This window comes from Rummeliibacillus sp. GQ308 (assembly GCF_059759115.1).
Window position 1 is genome coordinate 138,526 of sequence record NZ_JCAXDQ010000004.1, and the last position, 17,342, is coordinate 155,867.

A 17,342-nucleotide genomic window follows, 5' to 3' on the forward strand; every position below is an offset into this window, starting at 1 on the left:
AATTAATTCTCTAGATACTCCATAATCATCTTAGTTGTTTCTAACGGTTGACTAATATGTGGGTAATGACCTTTTGCATCTATAATTTTAAGCGTACTATTTGGCAAATGTTGATTTAAATATTCGCCTACTTCTTTTGGTACAATGCTATCCTCAGAGCATTGAATAATTAATGTAGGTACATCTAATAAGTCTAAGCTAGAACGGTAATCTGAATAGAATGTAACCTCTGCAAACTCCCTCGCTACACGTGAATTCGTTGAAACAAAGCTACTTTCCAGTTCTTTAGTTAGCTCTGAATCATTCGACTGATCCATAGCTAAAGGAGCCATATAGCTTGCCCAGCCAGCAAAATTCATTTCCATCATCGCAAGTATTTCATTAATATCACTTCGTTCAAATCCACCAATATATCCGTCTGAATCATTTAAATAACAAGGAGAAGGCGCAATCATAATCAGTTTATCGAAGTAATCTGGTCGCTCAATTGCAGCCAGCATGCCAATCATTGAACTAATTGAATGTCCAATAAATAATACATGTTGAAGATTCATTTCTTCAATGATGTCTAGAACATCCTGTTTATATCCATGGAGCGTGCTATATTTTTCTGATTAATAAGCAGTGATATCCGAGTTTCCTGATCCTACATAATCAAATAAAACAATTCGATAACGATCAGCCAGGTTTGGAGTTACATATTGCCACATGCTCTGGTCACAACCAAATCCGTGTGCAAGAATAATCGTTTGCTCTCCCTGCCCTATAACCTTCACATTATTTCGATTCATCACATTATGCATAACAAGCGCTTCCTTTCTACTTTTCCTATTTTCATTTTAACGAGTACACTTTAAATATCTAGTGAAATTTCCCATTTAACCTCTATTTAACCATTGTACTGGATAATTCAATTAATAAAAATACAGTCCAAGCAATTTACTGGGACTGTATGAAATGTTTATTACATATTTTTTAACATACCTGCAAGATTATATAAAGATTGAGGCCTGGTAATTTGGTAGTTTCCTCCACGCTTTTGTAAATAGCCTTTATCACAGAATTGTGTTAATACATGCAATAAGTGACGATAGGATACACCTAAATAATCACAAACTGTTATGTGCCTCTCTTTATATATCCCTTCATCAGCTGTTTGTAAAATGAAATCTGCTAGTCTATTTTCAAGCGGAAAAGCCAGGCTCTGTGAATACCTCGTTGCCATAATAGTTGCCTTAATACTTAAAAACTTGGTTAATTCACGTAGAAACTTTGCGTCTTCTAACAATTGGGTACCACAATGTTGAATGGGAATAGCAAAACAAATGGTCTTAGTTAAGGCCTGAATCCCTTTTGTATAGTACACCTCGTTTAATAATTCCATTTCTCCAATATAATCATGAGTGTTGATAAAATTAATTAAGGATACTTTCCCATTTTGATGTGTTACATAAATTTTGCCCTTTCCTTCAATAACATAAAACAGAAAATTGGATCTCGTTCCTTCTTGTATTATCCATTCACCTCGTTCATACTGGTGTACCTCAATAAACTCCTCCACTGGAAAGGAAAACAAATGTGCAATTGAGTACTTCCTCATATATTGTTGTTTTTTCTCATCCTTGTAAGTTTCCATCTTGCACCTCAAAAATATGAGATATCTCATATTATTCTCTCTTCACTCCATGATACCATGCAAACAATGGAGGGAAATAAAATGAACACACATCACACACATCGCTGGATGAGCATGCAATATTTTAGTTTTTTCATGACATGGGGGATTTTTCTGCCCTATTGGACTGGATGGTTGATTCATGCCAAAGGAATGACCATCCCTCAAGCTAGTTTGATTATGAGTGTGGGTCTAGTTGCCAGAGGCCTTTCTACACTATTTGCATTTCCTTATTTGTCAGAGAAATATAGTAGTAAAACCTTATTAAATGGAGCAGGGATTGGAACACTGATTGCCATACTGTTTTATATTCCATCCAGCTCCTTTACAAGCTTACTTATAGTTACATTAATATTTCACTTCTTTTATCCAGCTTTGATGCCTACCTTGGATAGCGCTGCTGGCGTGCTTATACAAAGTAATCAGTTAAAAGATTATGGAAAGAGCCGTCAGTGGGGATCTATTGCCTTTATCTTGGCTGGCATGCTTTTATCTGTCTTTACAGGATCACTTGGAGATAAAGTTATTTTATGGGGATTTTTACTTGGTGCTGTGGTATTGATATGTCTTGGTTTCACACGTGCTCCCGCAATTCTATCTGTAAAGCCAACGGTAGATCCAATGCAAAAGGGTGGAATGCTAAAATTATTCCGTATTAAGTACTTTAGTTTAGTACTAATTATCGTCATCTTACTGCAAGCAGCACATGCATCCTATTACAGTTATGGTTATCTCTTTTTACAAGAAATACATGCACCCAAGTTTTTAATAGGTACTATTATTAATATCTCCGTTATAGCAGAAGTCATCTTTTTTTCCATAGCTGATCGAAAGTTTCATACATTCTCAGTGGGTTCGTTATTAGCTATAGCAGCGGTGGGTTCTACCATTCGTTGGGTATTCGTATTTGTCTTTCCAAATGTAATCGTTTTTAGTATTGCACAGGCTCTGCATGCTTTTTCATTTGCTATGGCGCATTATGCGTTTATGAAATACCAAATAAAAAACATTTCACCTACAATGATTTCGAAAGCTCAAGGCATTTATTCAGCTTTAGCCCTTAGTTGGAGTACTGCTGTATTTACTGTATTTGGCGGTTATTTATACGAAATTGAGCCAAGATATGCCTTTCTTGGCATGATTGTTTGTACTATCCCTGCTATGATACTCGCGCTTTTATATCGAAAACTGGAAATAAATAATTCATAAGAAAAAATAAGCAATGGAGATAATCCAATGCTTATTTTCCTTCTCAAATCCGCTTAAAGATCTCGATTTAGTTAGATGCTATTTAATGGTTGTTATTTATTCTTTAAGCAATTTAAACTTCTCATAACTTTGTTTAAATTCTTTTTCAGTTACAGCATGAAATCGCAGTTGTTCACCGGTTATCCAAAATAAAAGGTCTAAGCCAGTTGCATCCTTAAGAAAATGCCCACCCAGTTTTGTAGATCTTCCGTTTACGGTAGGAAAGAACTCAACCATTTTTCCGTCTGTTATCCCATTCATCACATAACGGGTTTCCTTATAGGGTTTATTAGAGTCACCATTAGCATTCATAACAAGAAGTGACCCAGACAATTCTCCTCCAGATAGTACCTCATCAACTTTTAGAAAGAGCTGATATGTTCCATGTTCCTCAGCATAAAGATAGCCATAATTTCGTTTCAGTGCAACTGTAAATTGTTTCCAACGCGTCTTTTCCACATATTCCGTATTATATTCCCTATTTGCCTCTACAGATGTAGCAAGCTCCTCTTGGCTAACACCCCTGTATAAATGGCTACTCTTTTCGCCTCTTTTTTGTACCAGCAGATTAAGTTTAGAAGGCTTTATATCAAACACCAGAACATTCCCATATTTATTCACCTTCAATTCAAACCCTTCTTCGGTTTCCTTTCCGGTGACTGAGAATGTTTCTTTTTCTTTGATTTTCTGTTGATGATATTCACCTTTCACTTTTCCATTTCGACTAGTCAGTTCAAACCAAGAAAGGACATCGTTATCATCGTATACAAACGCATCAAATTGATTAAGTAATACCTGTCGCTCCTTAATCTCTAAAGCAAACCACCAAAGTGCTAGCCCAACAAGCAGTAATATTAACGCTACAATTCCCCAATTTTTGAACTTCCTCATTTTGCCCTCCCCTAGATTAGCCTTAGCCTGCAAAACAAGATCAGTCTATCTTATGTAAGACTTCAAGATTATTTGTTAGAAGTCCTGCAAAGCAAGTTGTTCTTATCTTTCATTTTTAAGGATTTACACTCTATTTAGTAATAGATAAATGTTCAATTTATGAGTAAATGATTTGTACATAGCCTGGCTCTTAGCTTCTTATTCTGCTGGCAAATTAATTCTGAAGTACTTTATTTTTATTGTTATCAATAATAAAGAAAGAAGCGTGAATAGGAAGCCACTCCAAATCAGCTGGTGAATTCCTAATTTAGAAATAAACCAGCCTCCAATAGTCGTTCCTAAAGTAATTCCAAGGTTTGAAAACGAGACGAATAAACTGTTTCCAAATTCCGGTGATTCCTTTGCTTCATTCATTAACCAAGCTTGGCTTACAATTAATCCACCAGAATGAATGATCCCCCAAATAAATATCATAAAAATCATGGGAACTAAATAAGAGCCTAAATAATATAGCAATATATAAATAATTAAATATGCACCTAGGAATGATACGATGGTATTCACAATACTTCTTTGTAAAAATACTCCAAATAAATGATTGCCAACAACCATAATTAGCCCAAATATGAGTAACATGATACTGATTAGAGAACCATTCATGTTTGATACTCTTGCAAGGTATTCAGCAAAGTAACTATAAACTGAAAACATGGCTGCAAAAATAAATACAACTGCTATTATGTTTAACCACAATCCAGGCTTACGTAATATACCTATCTGTTTTCCAAAGGACATTTTTTCTGTAACTGGCATAGAAGGAAGCAAAGTAGCTATTCCTATAAAAGCAAGAGCGTTTACAATTGCTCCAAACAAAAAAGCAACTTCTAATGAAAACTGTTCTGCAAGATAAGATGTTAATGGTACACCAAAAGCAAAACCAACGGTAATTCCCATGAAAACCTTTGTGATGGCTTGTCCACTTTTTTCAGGTGGGACAAGAGAAGCAGCAGTAACAAGTGCTATCGAAAAGAAGAGGGGGTGAAGCGCTGCAGGTAGAATACGAAAAATGAGCATAATTTCAAACTGGGTTGTAAAAGCATAAATAACATTAGAAATAACGAACATAAATATGGCTGTCAGTAAAAGTAACTTACGGTTAATTCCAGAGACTATTACTATAAGAAATGGCCCAGAGATTGCAACAACTAGCGCAAATATACTTACTAATAAGCCCGCCTGTGAAGTGGAAATTGCAAATTTTTTCGCTATTTGTGGTAACACCCCGACAATACTCATTTCTGTTGTAATGATTCCAAATACACCTAATGCCAATGTAATGATAAGCAGAGGGCTTATTTTCTTCATGAATACCAAACTCCATTCTTATATTAATTTAAACATTTATAAAATTCATTTATCTATATATCTGAAAAAGTAGATATATTAGCTTAAAAAAAAGAAACCCTCCCCTCTTTTTATAATTTAGTTTGAACGTAATCGGCAAATTCTTTGATTGTTTTTTCATTCCGACGATAATACGTCCACTTCCCAATTCGTTCGGATTCTAATAATCCTGCCTTTTTCATTGTTAATAAATAACTAGAAATAACTGATTGGGCCATTCCGGTTTTTAATTGGATCTCTCCTACACATACGCCAACTTGAAAACTAATCCCCTGTTGTAAATAAGGCTCTTCATCAAAATAAATTTCTGGGTTTTTTAACCACAATAAAATTTGTTGTCTTGTCTCATTTGATAATGCTTTATAAATTAGTAAAGGTTCCATACCACCATTATATCTATTTTTATAGATTTGTAAATAAGTTGCGTAAGAAAAAAGACCTCAACCAATAGCTCAAACATTCTAAGTTATTTTGACTTAAGTTTATATATTTAGTTTTATGCAAATCGTTTCTCTAAATATTTACAGCTTCTTTTTACTAAAAGTGGTTCAAAGTTTTATTTTCTTAAATTACTATAAGGTATAATCTTAAGTACTATATCTTTCTAAAAAGGAATGGATAATACATGAGTAAAGAACAAACAAGATACTCACGTCTTGCTAATATAACTAAAGTTATCAATATGAAGCTTGAATTACGCGAAGTATTGGAACAAGTAACAATTGCAATATCAGAGGAAATAGTCCGATGTAATTCTGTCGGTATATACTTACCTCAAGAAGATGGATCGTTTAGAGGCTTTGTAGGAAAACCGGAATATCTAAATGGATGGACCTTAGATATGCATGTCATTGATACGGATTACGATTTACTCGCAAAAGAAGTCATTGAAACCAAGAAAGCCATATACATTCCTGATACATCAAAGGATAATCGTCCTGACCCACGGGCTGTTGCAGGATTTCAAATCAAGTCTTTATTAGGTCTGCCCATTTCTTTTGAAGATGAGCTATTCGGACTGGTCTTTTTATTCGATTATGGCATACCGATGAATCTAACGGATGAAGAAATACAAACAGTCGAGGCATATGTCAATATGGCTGCTGTTGCCATACAAAACGCGAATAATCTAACGTATAAAGAACGACTTATTAAAGAAAAGCAGCTTTTGCTTGATGCGATACGAGATTTATCGATGTGTTCTTCTATGCAAGAAAGTCTTGATAAATGCTTTTTCTATTTAGCCCAAGTTTTAGATACGTATAATACAGGGGTTCACTTATTAGATCCAATAGCTGAGAAAAAAATTAAACCTGCCAAGTTAAGCAATAGGAGTGACTGGTCTGAATCAGAATGGCTCAAAACACATAATAAATTTCAAATGGATCAAAGTAATGACCTAGTAATGCAAGAAGTCTTTGAAACAAGAAAAGCTATACTCATTCCAGATGTATTTAAAGATAATCGACCAAATCACGAAGTTTGTCGTAATTTTGGCATTAAAGGTCTTCTCATGTTTCCTTTAATCTCAATGGGCGAGATTTTAGGACAAATCTCAATTGTAAATCTCGGCGAAGAGAAAGTCTCTTATTCGGAAAATAAAATACAGTTAGCTCAATCTATTATAGATGCGACAGCCGCCACGTTATCAAATCTTTTATATATGGAAAAGCAAGAGGTCATTATTGAAGAAAGAACATCTGAAGTAACAGATAAAAATCAAGAACTTGAAAGAGTTATAGCAGAATTACAGCAACTTAGTCGGGAAAAGGAGTTGATTCTCAACTCTGCTGGCGAAGGTATCTTTGGATTAGACCTTGACCGAAATATTACCTTTTGTAATCCAGCAGGTGCACACATGTTAGGTTATAAAACAGAGGACGAATTAATTGGAAAAACAGTAAATGTTATCTTTAACAATACGGAAATAAGCCGATTAAATAGTGTGGCATCTAATTTAGAGGAAAACCCAAAATACGGATTAAAAGAAGGCGAATTTTATAGAAAAGATCATTCGAGTCTTCCCGTTGAGTATGTCATCTCTCAAATAGAAGAGAGGGGTAAAATTGTTGGAGAAGTTGTCACGTTTAAAGATATTACAGAACGAAAACAATTAGAAGAAGAGATTACCTACCATGCATATTATGATAGCTTAACAGATTTACCCAATAGAGTTCTCTTAAATGATAGATTAACGCAAGGAATTATCCATTCAAAAGAGAATGGAGAAAAATTAGCCGTATTGTACTTAGATTTGGATCGTTTTAAATATGTGAATGACTCACTTGGCCATAGCTTTGGAGATCGTTTACTTCGAGATGTTGCCAATCGTTTACGCCATTGTGTTCCGCACACAGCAACATTATCTCGTCAAGGTGGTGACGAATTTGCCATTTGTTTACCCCATATCCACAGTAAAGATGATGTCTTAAAAGTGGTTGATGATATTATCTCGACTTTTACAAAGCCTTTTAATTTGCTAGACAATGAAATATTTATTAAAGCGAGCATCGGTATTAGTTTATTTCCTGATAACGGGGATACAACAGAAACATTAATTAAAAATGCAGATACGGCCATGTACAAATCAAAAGAGACAACAGGCAGTGGTTATCATTTCTTTAGTGAAAGCATGGATGTAAGAACTTTTGAAAACATTAAGTTAGAAAATGCTTTATACAAAGCTTTAGAAAAAGATGAGCTTGTTCTCCTCTATCAACCTCAAATCAACTATAAAACGAATCAGTTAGAGGGAGTAGAAGCCTTAGTAAGATGGAATCATCCAGAACACGGTATGATTCCGCCAGAAAAATTTATTCCTATTGCTGAAGAAACAGGTCTGATTGTGCCCATCGGTGAATGGGTTCTTACTGAAGCTTGTAAGCAGATCAAGGCATGGCATAATCAAGGTTTCCAATTAAAAAGTGTGTCTGTCAATCTATCTGTTCTTCAGTTCGAGCAAAATAATTTATTCTCTATTGTCAAAAATGTATTAGAAAAAGTTAAGCTATCACCTGAGTATTTGCATCTAGAGCTCACAGAGAATCTTATTGTTAAAAATACAGAGTTAACTTTAAAAACAATGAAACAATTAAATGGATTAGGTATTAACTTAGCCATTGATGACTTCGGCACTGGTTACTCTTCTTTAGGTTACTTAAAAAAATTGCCAATTTCTACATTAAAAATCGATAAAACCTTCGTGCAAGAAATGACAGAAGACGAGGCTGCGATTACCAATACAATCATCACACTAGCTCACAATTTAAATCTTGAAGTCATTGCTGAAGGTGTCGAGACATTAGAACAAGTAGAATTTTTATCTTCTCAAAATTGTTATTTGATGCAAGGTTATTTTTTCAGTAAGCCATTAACAGCTGATCATCTATTGAAAAAATACTTTCCATATAAATCTATTTAGTCTATAAGGAGAATGAATATGAAAACAGCTCGACTTGTACTTGAATATTTAAAAGAGACCGGAGTAAAGTATATTTTTGGCATTCCAGCAGGTTCAGTTAATGCTTTTTTTGACGAACTTAATGAAGTACCAGAGATTACGCCAATTGTAACAAAACATGAGGGTGCAGCTTCATATATGGCTGCAGCATATGCAAAATATACGAATGAGTTAGCTGTAAGTATTGGTTGCAGTGGCCCTGGTGCAACAAATCTCGTGACAGGTGCTGCAAATGCAATGCGTGAACACTTACCGGTTTTATTTATTACTGGATCTGTTCCATTAAATACAATGGGGTTAAATTCTTCTCAAGAGCTGGATGCTGCGCCTATCTTTGCACCAGTTACAAAATACAGTGTATTAGTTAAAGACTCAAAAGATATTTTAAAAGAAATTGTGAAAGCATGCGAAATTGCGTTAAGTGATGTTCCGGGACCCGTTCATGTAGCGATTCCACTTGATCTACAGCATGAAGAGGCGGTTAACACTCATATACCGACTCCTGCCAAGAGAAAAGCTATGGTTCCAGATCTCAGCGTAATCAAAAATGTAGCTCAGGAATTATTAACTAGAAAAACGGGCTATATTTTCATCGGACAAGGCTCCCGTTACTCTACAGATCAAATCATTGAGTTAGCAGAAATGCTTAATTGGCCAATTCTAACAACTCCGGTGGCAAAAGGATTCATCCCAGAAAACCACCCTCTTCTAAAAGGTATTTTCGGCTTTGCTGGTCATGAAGAGCCTTCCTCTTTAATCAATGAAGGAAATGGAGAGGTATTATTAATTGTTGGATCAAGCTTAGGTGAAACAGCTACAAATAATTATAATGTGAATCTTACGAAAAACCGTTTTACTATCCAAATGGACTTTGACCAATCTGTATTTAATCGAAAATATCCGATTAACTTACCTGTTCTAGGTGATATCAACTTAAGCCTATCATATTTAATTGAGGAATTAAGAGCTGCTGGTCTTACAAGAAACACTGCTGATTTGGTTGTTCCAAATAAAGTAGGCTTTGAGGAAATGACAGAGGAATATAATACAATCAATGTACTTCTAAGCCTACAAAAATATTTACCAGCTTCCACTAGATATACAATTGATATTGGTGAGTTTATGTCTTATGTCATCCACCATATGAAGGTTCTGGATTATTCAACATTTGATATTAATGTACATTTTGGTGCTATGGGAAGCGGTATTGGTACTGCGATTGGTTCACAATTAGCAAATCCAGATCGCCCTACTGTATGCATTACAGGAGATGGTTGCTTCTTCATGCATGGTATGGAAATTTTGACTGCCAAAGAATACAATTTACCAATCCTATTTGTTGTAATGAATAATGCTCGTCTAGGCATGGTATATCATGGACATTCAATGCAATTTAAACGTACACACCCATCATTTGAGCAAGAAGCAATCAATATTAGCGCTCTTGCTACAGCCATGAATATCCCAGCTTATAGAGTAGATGACATGCAGGATCTTAACGAAGACTTACTGAATAACTTCAAGAATTTAAAGGGACCTGCTGTTTTAGAAATAGCTTTAGTCGATAATAATACTCCTCCAGTGGGCGATCGAGTGAAGTTTTTATCTTCTTTCGGAAAATAATATTCTAGAATAGTTTTCAAGAAAAATCAAAAAGCCATATAATATGGGAAGTTTCCCTTTTATATGGCTTTTTGAATTATTAAACTAAAATATCTTATAAAGTTGCGAAGGACTCTGTTACTACCTTACCAATGGCTTGCATGGTTTTCCCTTTAAAACTATCAGGAACCGCTTCACCTGTAGGATTACTATAATAATAACTACCGATTTCCTCATTATATGTATAACCTAGTTGTAATAATAATTGCTGTAGGTCTTCAGGAAGTGCCGCTGATCCTGTCTGTTCTATAAAGTAAGTGGTAGGATAAATTTTCACATCAATATCACCTATCCCAGTATGGACGACAAATAAGTCTTTTTCATGGTGAACAATCCATTGATCTTTAGAGTATAAGGATATCTTTGCGCCTTCTAAGGCTGAGATTCCTTCTAAATTAACTCCAAAAATTTTATTGATTAGCTGGCGAATAACCGGTCCTGTTTGTTTCTCATCAGACTGCTGTAGATACAAATCGATCACTTCTCTAGAAGACAATTTGCCAGGAGCAGATGTAGATCCTTCTATAGCATTATCTTTTAGTATTGGTGCCTTATCTAAATTTATTCCAAATGCTGAATCAACAGCCTCACAAATCACAGTACCACTAATTTTACCCTCGTAGGCATCAAGATACTTATCCATCATTTCAGATTTCGACATGTGCTTTCCCCCTTTTATATCACTCTAATTTAATAATAGCGAAAAAACTGAATATAACAAATATTAATATTTCATCTAAGCATTTAACATTAGTTTCATTTATAACTTCACAATAATTGACGGGGCTTTTTCTATATAGTCACAGAGGAATCTGTTAGTTCAAAATACCATTCTAGGAAGCAGTTAAAGCTTTTCCATTGCGGTTTCAAATTACCAGCAAAAAAATCCTCCATCTGCTGTCCCAATCCCAAGCCTAATACTTCATCTGTGCTCTTATTATAAAAAAAGCCGAACTCCCCTTCAAAGTTATCCAAAGGAATGTATTCTTCAGGCAGGTTTAAAACGCTATGAGTTCTCCCCATACCTAACATATAATCAGAAGAATTAATCATAAACCAACAAATCTGATAGATTTCACGGCGTCTATTGAAGAAAGTTGGTCCATCCTCTGCATGCAGATAAAACGATGCAAAATCTGACTCTAAATCGATGCCTAGCTTAACTAATGCACATTCATACTCGTCTGTAATATCTTCAAACCACCAGTTCTTGCTTTTGCAATAATTGATTACTTTTTCCGATAGCATCTAGACTTCTCCTTCGATATAAAATAAACTACATCCATTATATTCCTGAGTATACCACAACTCATTTTCTTGTGATTAGCTACAGAATATTAAACTTACTTTCATCATCAACCCTTCGTTGTATTAAGAGAATTGCCAAAAGCCTGCTACTGGATGTTGAATCTCAGTGAGCCCTATGTTGGCGAAAATATATAGGGAACCAAAACCAAATGGGTAATTGTCCTCTGGATGAAGCAACGTTTCAGGGTAACCTTCTTCATCTACTTGAAAGAAAAAAGAAAGTGATTCTTCCTTTAGTTTGGTAAAGTAATAGTCTTCCTCTTGAATAAGTCTTGGGTTCCCACCTAGTTTAATTAAAAAGGGTGACTCCTTAGACTTTTTGTCATCGGTGATTTCTCCATCTGAAATTACATGTTTTATAAGTCCTGGATTAGTAAAGAGATCTTTGACGCTTTCCTTTGAAATTGGATGCTCAAGCACCTTTATTGAACAACTCGGATAAATGTTGTTGTCCAAATATACCTCATAGTCCTCTGGAATGAAGATTGAAATCATGCTCTCAGATTGGAATGGATGAATAATGCTTAAATAAAAATAATAGCTTTGATTAGTTTGATGGATAAGGTTTGCTTGCTCATCAAAGAAATCAGGTGCATTCCCGCCTATCCAACCAGTACCATGTTCATTCGAAGAACATGGTACTGCATAATAAAGAATACAGTCTGTTCTCTCCACTAAAATATTCGTATAGTTCTTCATTACACCTCTCCCTCAAGAAACTTAATGAGGTATATTTCAGGCTGTGCAAGGAAATCTGTAAAACTGCATAGGTCCGCATAGTTCTGATGCTCTTCGTCATAACAGCCTATCTGACCTCTGTTATTTGGATTCCAAACTAGCTGCAAATCAGAATAATTATCTATTTCAGCTGATAGGCGCAACATCTCTTGTTTGCCAAGTTTCATTTCAAACGTATCGGTCAATGCGAAAAAATCGATATAGCCAATGTCAAATTCATTTTGCGCCAATTCAAGACGGGGCTTGTCTCCTGTAAGAAAGATTACCAGTTCATCTGGTAATTTATATTTTTTCAGTTCATGCTTTTTATTTTCTAAATTATGCATTTCAGTCGGCTCTAGTGACTTTAAATAACCAGCTAAGTCACTATGCTTATTACTAACGGCAATCGTGTAAGGCCTCTCACCGTTCTTTTCTGCTAAAGTCACGTCCGCCCCGTGTTCAATCAAAAATTTAACCATAGTCGTATTCCCCATACGTACAGCAACCGTTAACGGAGTCGCTTGATAAGGATAGACTTTATCCGGTTTATTATAATTGATGTCCACCCCTTGATTGAGCAAATAATTGAGTGTCTTCATGTCATGGTCTGAAACGGCTTCTCTCAATACAGCACCGCCATAAAGCTTTATATTTAATCCCAGTTCATGTATAAGCGGAATATTACTTTTATTGCCATAGTAGGCCTGTGAATAAGCGTCAGATCCTATTTGATTAAGCATATCTAACTTGGCTCCTTGTCCAGCAATATACCTAACGATGTCTTCCTTACAATAGCGGACGGCTTTTAAAAATGCAGGATTATGCTTTGCATTTAGATTGGCCCCATGCTCTACCAGCAGCTTTACCACCTCAAATTTCTGTGATACAAGCGCCAGATCCAATGGGCTTAATGTAATACGCTTATTAAGTACGATGCCCTGCTCAGTATCCCAGCCTTCTGTTATTAATGCTTGTAAAGCAGGAATATCTCCTTGATAAATGAACATGGCGATTTCCGGCAGTTCTTTAAACCTCCCAATATCTTTCAAAACAATCATCCCAAACACCTCTCTATCTCTATAATAAGCTACTTACTAATAAAATAGGTACCTCGGTCCTGATGTTCTACTTTCAGCTTTATGAATGCTTAATGAACTGACAGAGAAGTCGTATATTATAATATGAATGATTTCTCTAAGCCCTGTCAGAAGCAAAAGATTATAAAACTAGAACCGTATATAATTATATACGGTTCATCTTTTAGTGTTTTAATTAGGAACACCCATATATTTTTTATAAACGCTCTAAATCCTGATACTCTTTGATATAAGGACCATCCTCTGCTACATATGAATGGTACAATGCCTTTACTGCAAAATTTTTCTCTAATCCCATTTCTGATTTTAGCCTTTTTAATTCATCATGTAACACTCGATGTTCATTGATAAGCTTTAACATAGTTGTTTTATTATACTTCATTACATCCGTCCTTTTTTATAACTCATATTATTATTATTTTGAAATAACAAAATTCATGGTAAGCATGTGTAGCGATGATCCTCTTGTAGCTGGTATTGTTCTAGTCTTTTATACAAAGTATATTATACATTTCTTTCCTCTGTATAAACGTACACTTGGTTACGTCCTTCTTGTTTGGCCGAATATAATGCTTTATCCGCTTTATTCAGAAGCTGATATAGTGTCTCCTCTTTCTCTTTCGTCGCTTCAGCTACTCCAAGACTTAGAGTAACAGAAATAATTCCATCATTTGTGATGAGTGGGTTTGTTTCTACATGGCTGCGTATCTGATTAGCTAATACTTCGGCTTCTAACACCGTATATCCCTTCAATGCAAGAACAAACTCCTCGCCGCCATATCGGGCAAAGAGTTCCCCTTTGTTCAACTGAGCTCGACAAATATTTACTACATGCTGAAGCAACTGATCACCAACAAAATGCCCGTACGTATCATTAACTCTTTTAAAATAATCAATATCCATCAAAATCACCGAGAAGGCCAATGAAGTATTCTTTAACTCTGAAAACTCTTGATTACACTTCTGAAAAAATGCACGTCGGTTATAAATTTGTGTAAGTTCATCATAAAAAGCTTGATATTCCAGTTGGACCTGCAATCTTTTTAGATCTGTAATATCAGTAAATATAATTAACAGACCTTTATTAGTATTAGCATGCTGTAGTGGTGACATACGAACTTGATAAGTATTCTCTGAATGATTTGCTGCTCTAAGCTGTAGTTCTTGGTTAAATGCAGTCTTCTTCAAATCAAAAGGGAATGCACTTCCTGACAATTCAACCCAAACTTTAGCAAAGTCCATTCCAAACATTGACTTATGCAATTTTGGAAACATGCTCTGACATGCTTGGTTAAACTCGATTAATCGGTTAGATTCATCTAATACGATAACACCATCATTAATACTATTAAATATCACATCTTTAGCAACAGGCATAATCGTAAACATACGTGATGAGCTAATAGACCATAAATATAAGAGTGAGGAAAGCCATAAAACCATTGGTACAGGGTCAATTCCTGGAGGAGTCACCCCTATTAAATATATAAAAGCTGTGATTATAGGCACTAATTGACCGCACATTAATGCGATTAATTGCAAACGGTAAGCCCTAGCTGTTTCTTTCCAACGAGAGAGTACTAAAAGAAAGGCCACAAACATGCTGGCAAATGTGAAAACGCCTTGGATCATATACCATATACCTAATTCCAAATGTACATAAGGAGCGCCCAAAGCTGGATCAATTTCAAACACTCTATAATACAGGTGATGGAAATTATTCGTGGCAACCAGGATCAAGCTAATAAAAGGTATAAGAAGAAGCGCTACACAACCTTTTTTAGTAATCTTCATCCCTAAATACTGCATGATAAATAGTAACCCTAAAGGCGGTGAAAATGGCATCCCTATATATTGAACGATAGTCCAAAATTGTACTTGTTCAAGATTTGTAGACAATAACCCAAATGCGGAAGCAATACAATAAACAGATGTAAACGCAGTATAAAGAATAAATAGATTGGCGATTTTCGTATAATTAAATCGCTTAACGAAAACGTATATGCATAAATACAAATTTAGCACGCTTGATGTACAAACTAGAGTTATATTAGCTGTCAAATCCGAATTCACGGTTATGTACCTCTTTAAAAATGTTTTTATTTTAATTTAGCACAATAACAGATATACATATACTTATTGTTGTTATGACTATGTACATTTCAATCAAAAAAAATGTCTTCTTATGTCGAAAAACTTCCTAAAAAAATTTGACATTCTAAAAAAAATGATATAAATTGTTAAATACACGAACAAATATTAACTATATACAATTCAATATTCGTCTTTTTGATTCTTCGTATAAACTTGGAAATAAGGTCCAAAAGTCTCTACCAAACTACCGTAAATAGTTTGACTATGAGGAATGACAGAAAACGGCACGTTATCAGCACTGTTCAAACCATTCATTATTCAGGCTATTTCTCGTTTTTTGTTTTTTCTGTATGTCAAACTCTAGTTATTTTAACTAGAGTTTTTCTTTTTTCACTCATATTTATACGAAACTATTCTAAAAAGAGAAAATCAACTGGAGAGGAAAAAGAGAATGAAAACCAAAGAACAATATCAATCAATAGGAAAAATAATCAAGGAGAATTATCGTTTATACCTGGCTGCTCTAGTCATCGTTCTCGTTGCTGAATTAATTGGGTTAAAAAAGCTTCAAATAGGGTCTGCTTTAATTATCATATATCCAATGCTTTTTGCGATTGTGATAAGTGTCTTACTTGGACCTGATATTTTTCGATTTTTTAAAGAAAAGGAATCAAAAAATGCCTCATCACTTGTTCTCGTGGCCATTACTCCTTTTATGGCAAAAGTAGGTGTACTAGCCGGTGCGAATCTTCCAAAACTAGTTGATGTAGGTCCCGGATTAGCTTTCCAAGAGCTTGGACATGTTGGAACAATTTTTCTAGCCTTACCAGTCGCATTATTATTAGGGATTAAGAAAGAAGCCATCGGTGCTACAAGCTCTACATGCCGTGATAAGGATTATGGACTGATTTGTCATCTATACGGAGCCAATTCACCAGAAGCAAGGGGCGCCCTGTCTATTTACATCATCGGTTTTTTAATCGGTACAATTTATATCGGTTTTTTGGCAAGTTTGGTAGCATCCATGAACATTTTCCATCCCTTAGCACTAGCTATGGCCAGTGGTGTCGGGAGTGGTGTAATGATGGCGGCTGCATCTAGCACACTGGCAACCATCTATCCGGAATATGCTGATCAGATTGTAATGCTAGCAGGCGCAAGTGATATGTTGGCTGCAATTGTTGGAATTTACTTCACTTTATTCATTTCACTTCCTCTTACAAGGAAAATGTATTACTGGCTTGAACCAAGAATCAGCCCAAAACATACACGAGAAACAAAAAATATGAAGGTTGGTAGTTAATATGACAATGAATATGCGCGATTGGACTATTTCTCTTTTATTCACTTCTGTTATTACAACCCTTGTGGCTAACCTAATTGGAAATCATATGTCCATTGCAGAATCCATTCCAGGTGTAATGATTTTATCAGCTATAGCTTTCATTGGGATATTTTTAGGAAAATTAATTCCTTTAAGAATACCAGCCATTGTTTATGTAATTCTTACAGGATTACTTGTTGCAAGTCCTATTTCCCCCATCTCCCAGCCAATCATTGATTACACAGCCAAAATATCCTTTATGGCTCCAATAACAATTGTTGGGACCCTTGCTGGAATTGGTCTTAATTTTAAATCCTTTATCAGCCAAAGTTGGAAAATGGTCATCGTAGCGATCTTAGTTTTTACCGGTACATTTCTTATACAAGCCATTTTTGCTCAAGTGTTCTTAAACTTAACTGATACGTTAGATTCATTCTAAATACAAATGAGGTAGGAAGG

The 17,342-nt window shown here is 35.2% G+C and carries 15 protein-coding genes, 1 pseudogene and 1 riboswitch; of the genes and pseudogenes, 5 read left to right on the top strand and 11 right to left on the bottom strand.

The window, feature by feature from the left end; genetic code table 11:
• Positions 1-2: 2 nt before the first annotated feature.
• Together AC6CHJ_RS14165 and yeiL are read right to left on the bottom strand one after the other, a co-directional pair.
• Positions 3-803: pseudogene (locus AC6CHJ_RS14165) on the bottom strand (alpha/beta fold hydrolase).
• 161 nt (positions 804-964) lie between these two features.
• Positions 965-1,636, bottom strand: coding sequence for a transcriptional regulator YeiL (gene yeiL / locus AC6CHJ_RS14170; protein WP_498289066.1), 672 nt, complete (start codon positions 1,634-1,636; stop codon positions 965-967).
• 81 nt (positions 1,637-1,717) lie between these two features.
• Between yeiL and AC6CHJ_RS14175 the strand changes: the two genes are divergently transcribed.
• Positions 1,718-2,884, top strand: coding sequence for an MFS transporter (locus AC6CHJ_RS14175; RefSeq protein WP_498289067.1), 1,167 nt, complete (start codon positions 1,718-1,720; stop codon positions 2,882-2,884).
• 96 nt (positions 2,885-2,980) lie between these two features.
• On the opposite strand, the gene AC6CHJ_RS14180 is transcribed toward AC6CHJ_RS14175, so the two are convergent.
• From AC6CHJ_RS14180 to AC6CHJ_RS14190, 3 genes are all read right to left on the bottom strand, one after another.
• The gene (locus tag AC6CHJ_RS14180; RefSeq protein WP_498289069.1) at positions 2,981-3,814 is read right to left on the bottom strand and encodes a hypothetical protein; all 834 of its coding nucleotides are present in this window, start codon (positions 3,812-3,814) and stop codon (positions 2,981-2,983) included.
• 198 nt (positions 3,815-4,012) lie between these two features.
• Positions 4,013-5,179: an MFS transporter gene (locus AC6CHJ_RS14185; RefSeq protein ID WP_498289071.1), complete on the bottom strand. Its 1,167-nt coding sequence runs from the start codon at positions 5,177-5,179 to the stop codon at positions 4,013-4,015.
• A gap of 110 nt (positions 5,180-5,289) precedes the next feature.
• Positions 5,290-5,601, bottom strand: a complete 312-nt coding sequence (locus AC6CHJ_RS14190; protein WP_251648124.1) for an ArsR/SmtB family transcription factor — start codon at positions 5,599-5,601, stop codon at positions 5,290-5,292.
• A gap of 242 nt (positions 5,602-5,843) precedes the next feature.
• Here AC6CHJ_RS14190 and AC6CHJ_RS14195 point away from each other — a divergent pair, with 242 nt between their 5' ends.
• Positions 5,844-8,639, top strand: a complete 2,796-nt coding sequence (locus AC6CHJ_RS14195) for a bifunctional diguanylate cyclase/phosphodiesterase (protein WP_498289074.1) — start codon at positions 5,844-5,846, stop codon at positions 8,637-8,639.
• Between the two features lie 18 nt (positions 8,640-8,657).
• Positions 8,658-10,301, top strand: a complete 1,644-nt coding sequence (locus tag AC6CHJ_RS14200; RefSeq protein ID WP_184117589.1) for a thiamine pyrophosphate-binding protein — start codon at positions 8,658-8,660, stop codon at positions 10,299-10,301.
• 94 nt (positions 10,302-10,395) lie between these two features.
• Here AC6CHJ_RS14200 and AC6CHJ_RS14205 read toward each other — a convergent pair whose 3' ends face one another.
• The 6 genes from AC6CHJ_RS14205 to AC6CHJ_RS14230 all read right to left on the bottom strand — a co-directional run bounded on the left by AC6CHJ_RS14205 (position 10,396) and on the right by AC6CHJ_RS14230 (position 15,538).
• The gene (locus AC6CHJ_RS14205; RefSeq protein WP_498289075.1) at positions 10,396-11,001 is read right to left on the bottom strand and encodes a hypothetical protein; all 606 of its coding nucleotides are present in this window, start codon (positions 10,999-11,001) and stop codon (positions 10,396-10,398) included.
• A 131-nt stretch (positions 11,002-11,132) separates the two neighbouring features.
• The gene (locus AC6CHJ_RS14210) at positions 11,133-11,588 is read right to left on the bottom strand and encodes a hypothetical protein (RefSeq protein WP_147197564.1); all 456 of its coding nucleotides are present in this window, start codon (positions 11,586-11,588) and stop codon (positions 11,133-11,135) included.
• A gap of 123 nt (positions 11,589-11,711) precedes the next feature.
• A complete protein-coding gene (locus AC6CHJ_RS14215) occupies positions 11,712-12,347 on the bottom strand; it encodes a hypothetical protein (protein WP_249775110.1) in 636 nt (211 codons plus the stop codon).
• Positions 12,347-13,426 carry an ankyrin repeat domain-containing protein gene (locus tag AC6CHJ_RS14220; RefSeq protein ID WP_498289077.1) on the bottom strand — a complete coding sequence of 360 codons (1,080 nt, stop codon included), beginning with the start codon at positions 13,424-13,426 and terminating at the stop codon, positions 12,347-12,349. The genes AC6CHJ_RS14215 and AC6CHJ_RS14220 overlap by 1 nt, the downstream gene beginning before the upstream one ends.
• A 235-nt stretch (positions 13,427-13,661) precedes the next feature.
• Positions 13,662-13,847 carry a hypothetical protein gene (locus AC6CHJ_RS14225; RefSeq protein WP_147197569.1) on the bottom strand — a complete coding sequence of 62 codons (186 nt, stop codon included), beginning with the start codon at positions 13,845-13,847 and terminating at the stop codon, positions 13,662-13,664.
• A gap of 122 nt (positions 13,848-13,969) precedes the next feature.
• Complete coding sequence (locus tag AC6CHJ_RS14230; RefSeq protein ID WP_498289079.1) at positions 13,970-15,538, bottom strand: sensor domain-containing diguanylate cyclase; 1,569 nt, start codon at positions 15,536-15,538, stop codon at positions 13,970-13,972.
• 204 nt (positions 15,539-15,742) lie between these two features.
• Positions 15,743-15,844: riboswitch (purine riboswitch) on the top strand.
• Between the two features lie 166 nt (positions 15,845-16,010).
• On the opposite strand from AC6CHJ_RS14230, the gene AC6CHJ_RS14235 reads away from it, so the two are divergent.
• Together AC6CHJ_RS14235 and AC6CHJ_RS14240 are read left to right on the top strand one after the other, a co-directional pair.
• Positions 16,011-16,862 (top strand): DUF3100 domain-containing protein, encoded by an 852-nt coding sequence (locus tag AC6CHJ_RS14235; RefSeq protein WP_392997048.1) that lies wholly within the window; start codon positions 16,011-16,013, stop codon positions 16,860-16,862.
• A gap of 1 nt (position 16,863) precedes the next feature.
• On the top strand, positions 16,864-17,322 hold the full coding sequence (locus AC6CHJ_RS14240; RefSeq protein ID WP_066791133.1) for a hypothetical protein: 459 nt from the start codon (positions 16,864-16,866) through the stop codon (positions 17,320-17,322).
• Positions 17,323-17,342 lie beyond the last annotated feature (20 nt).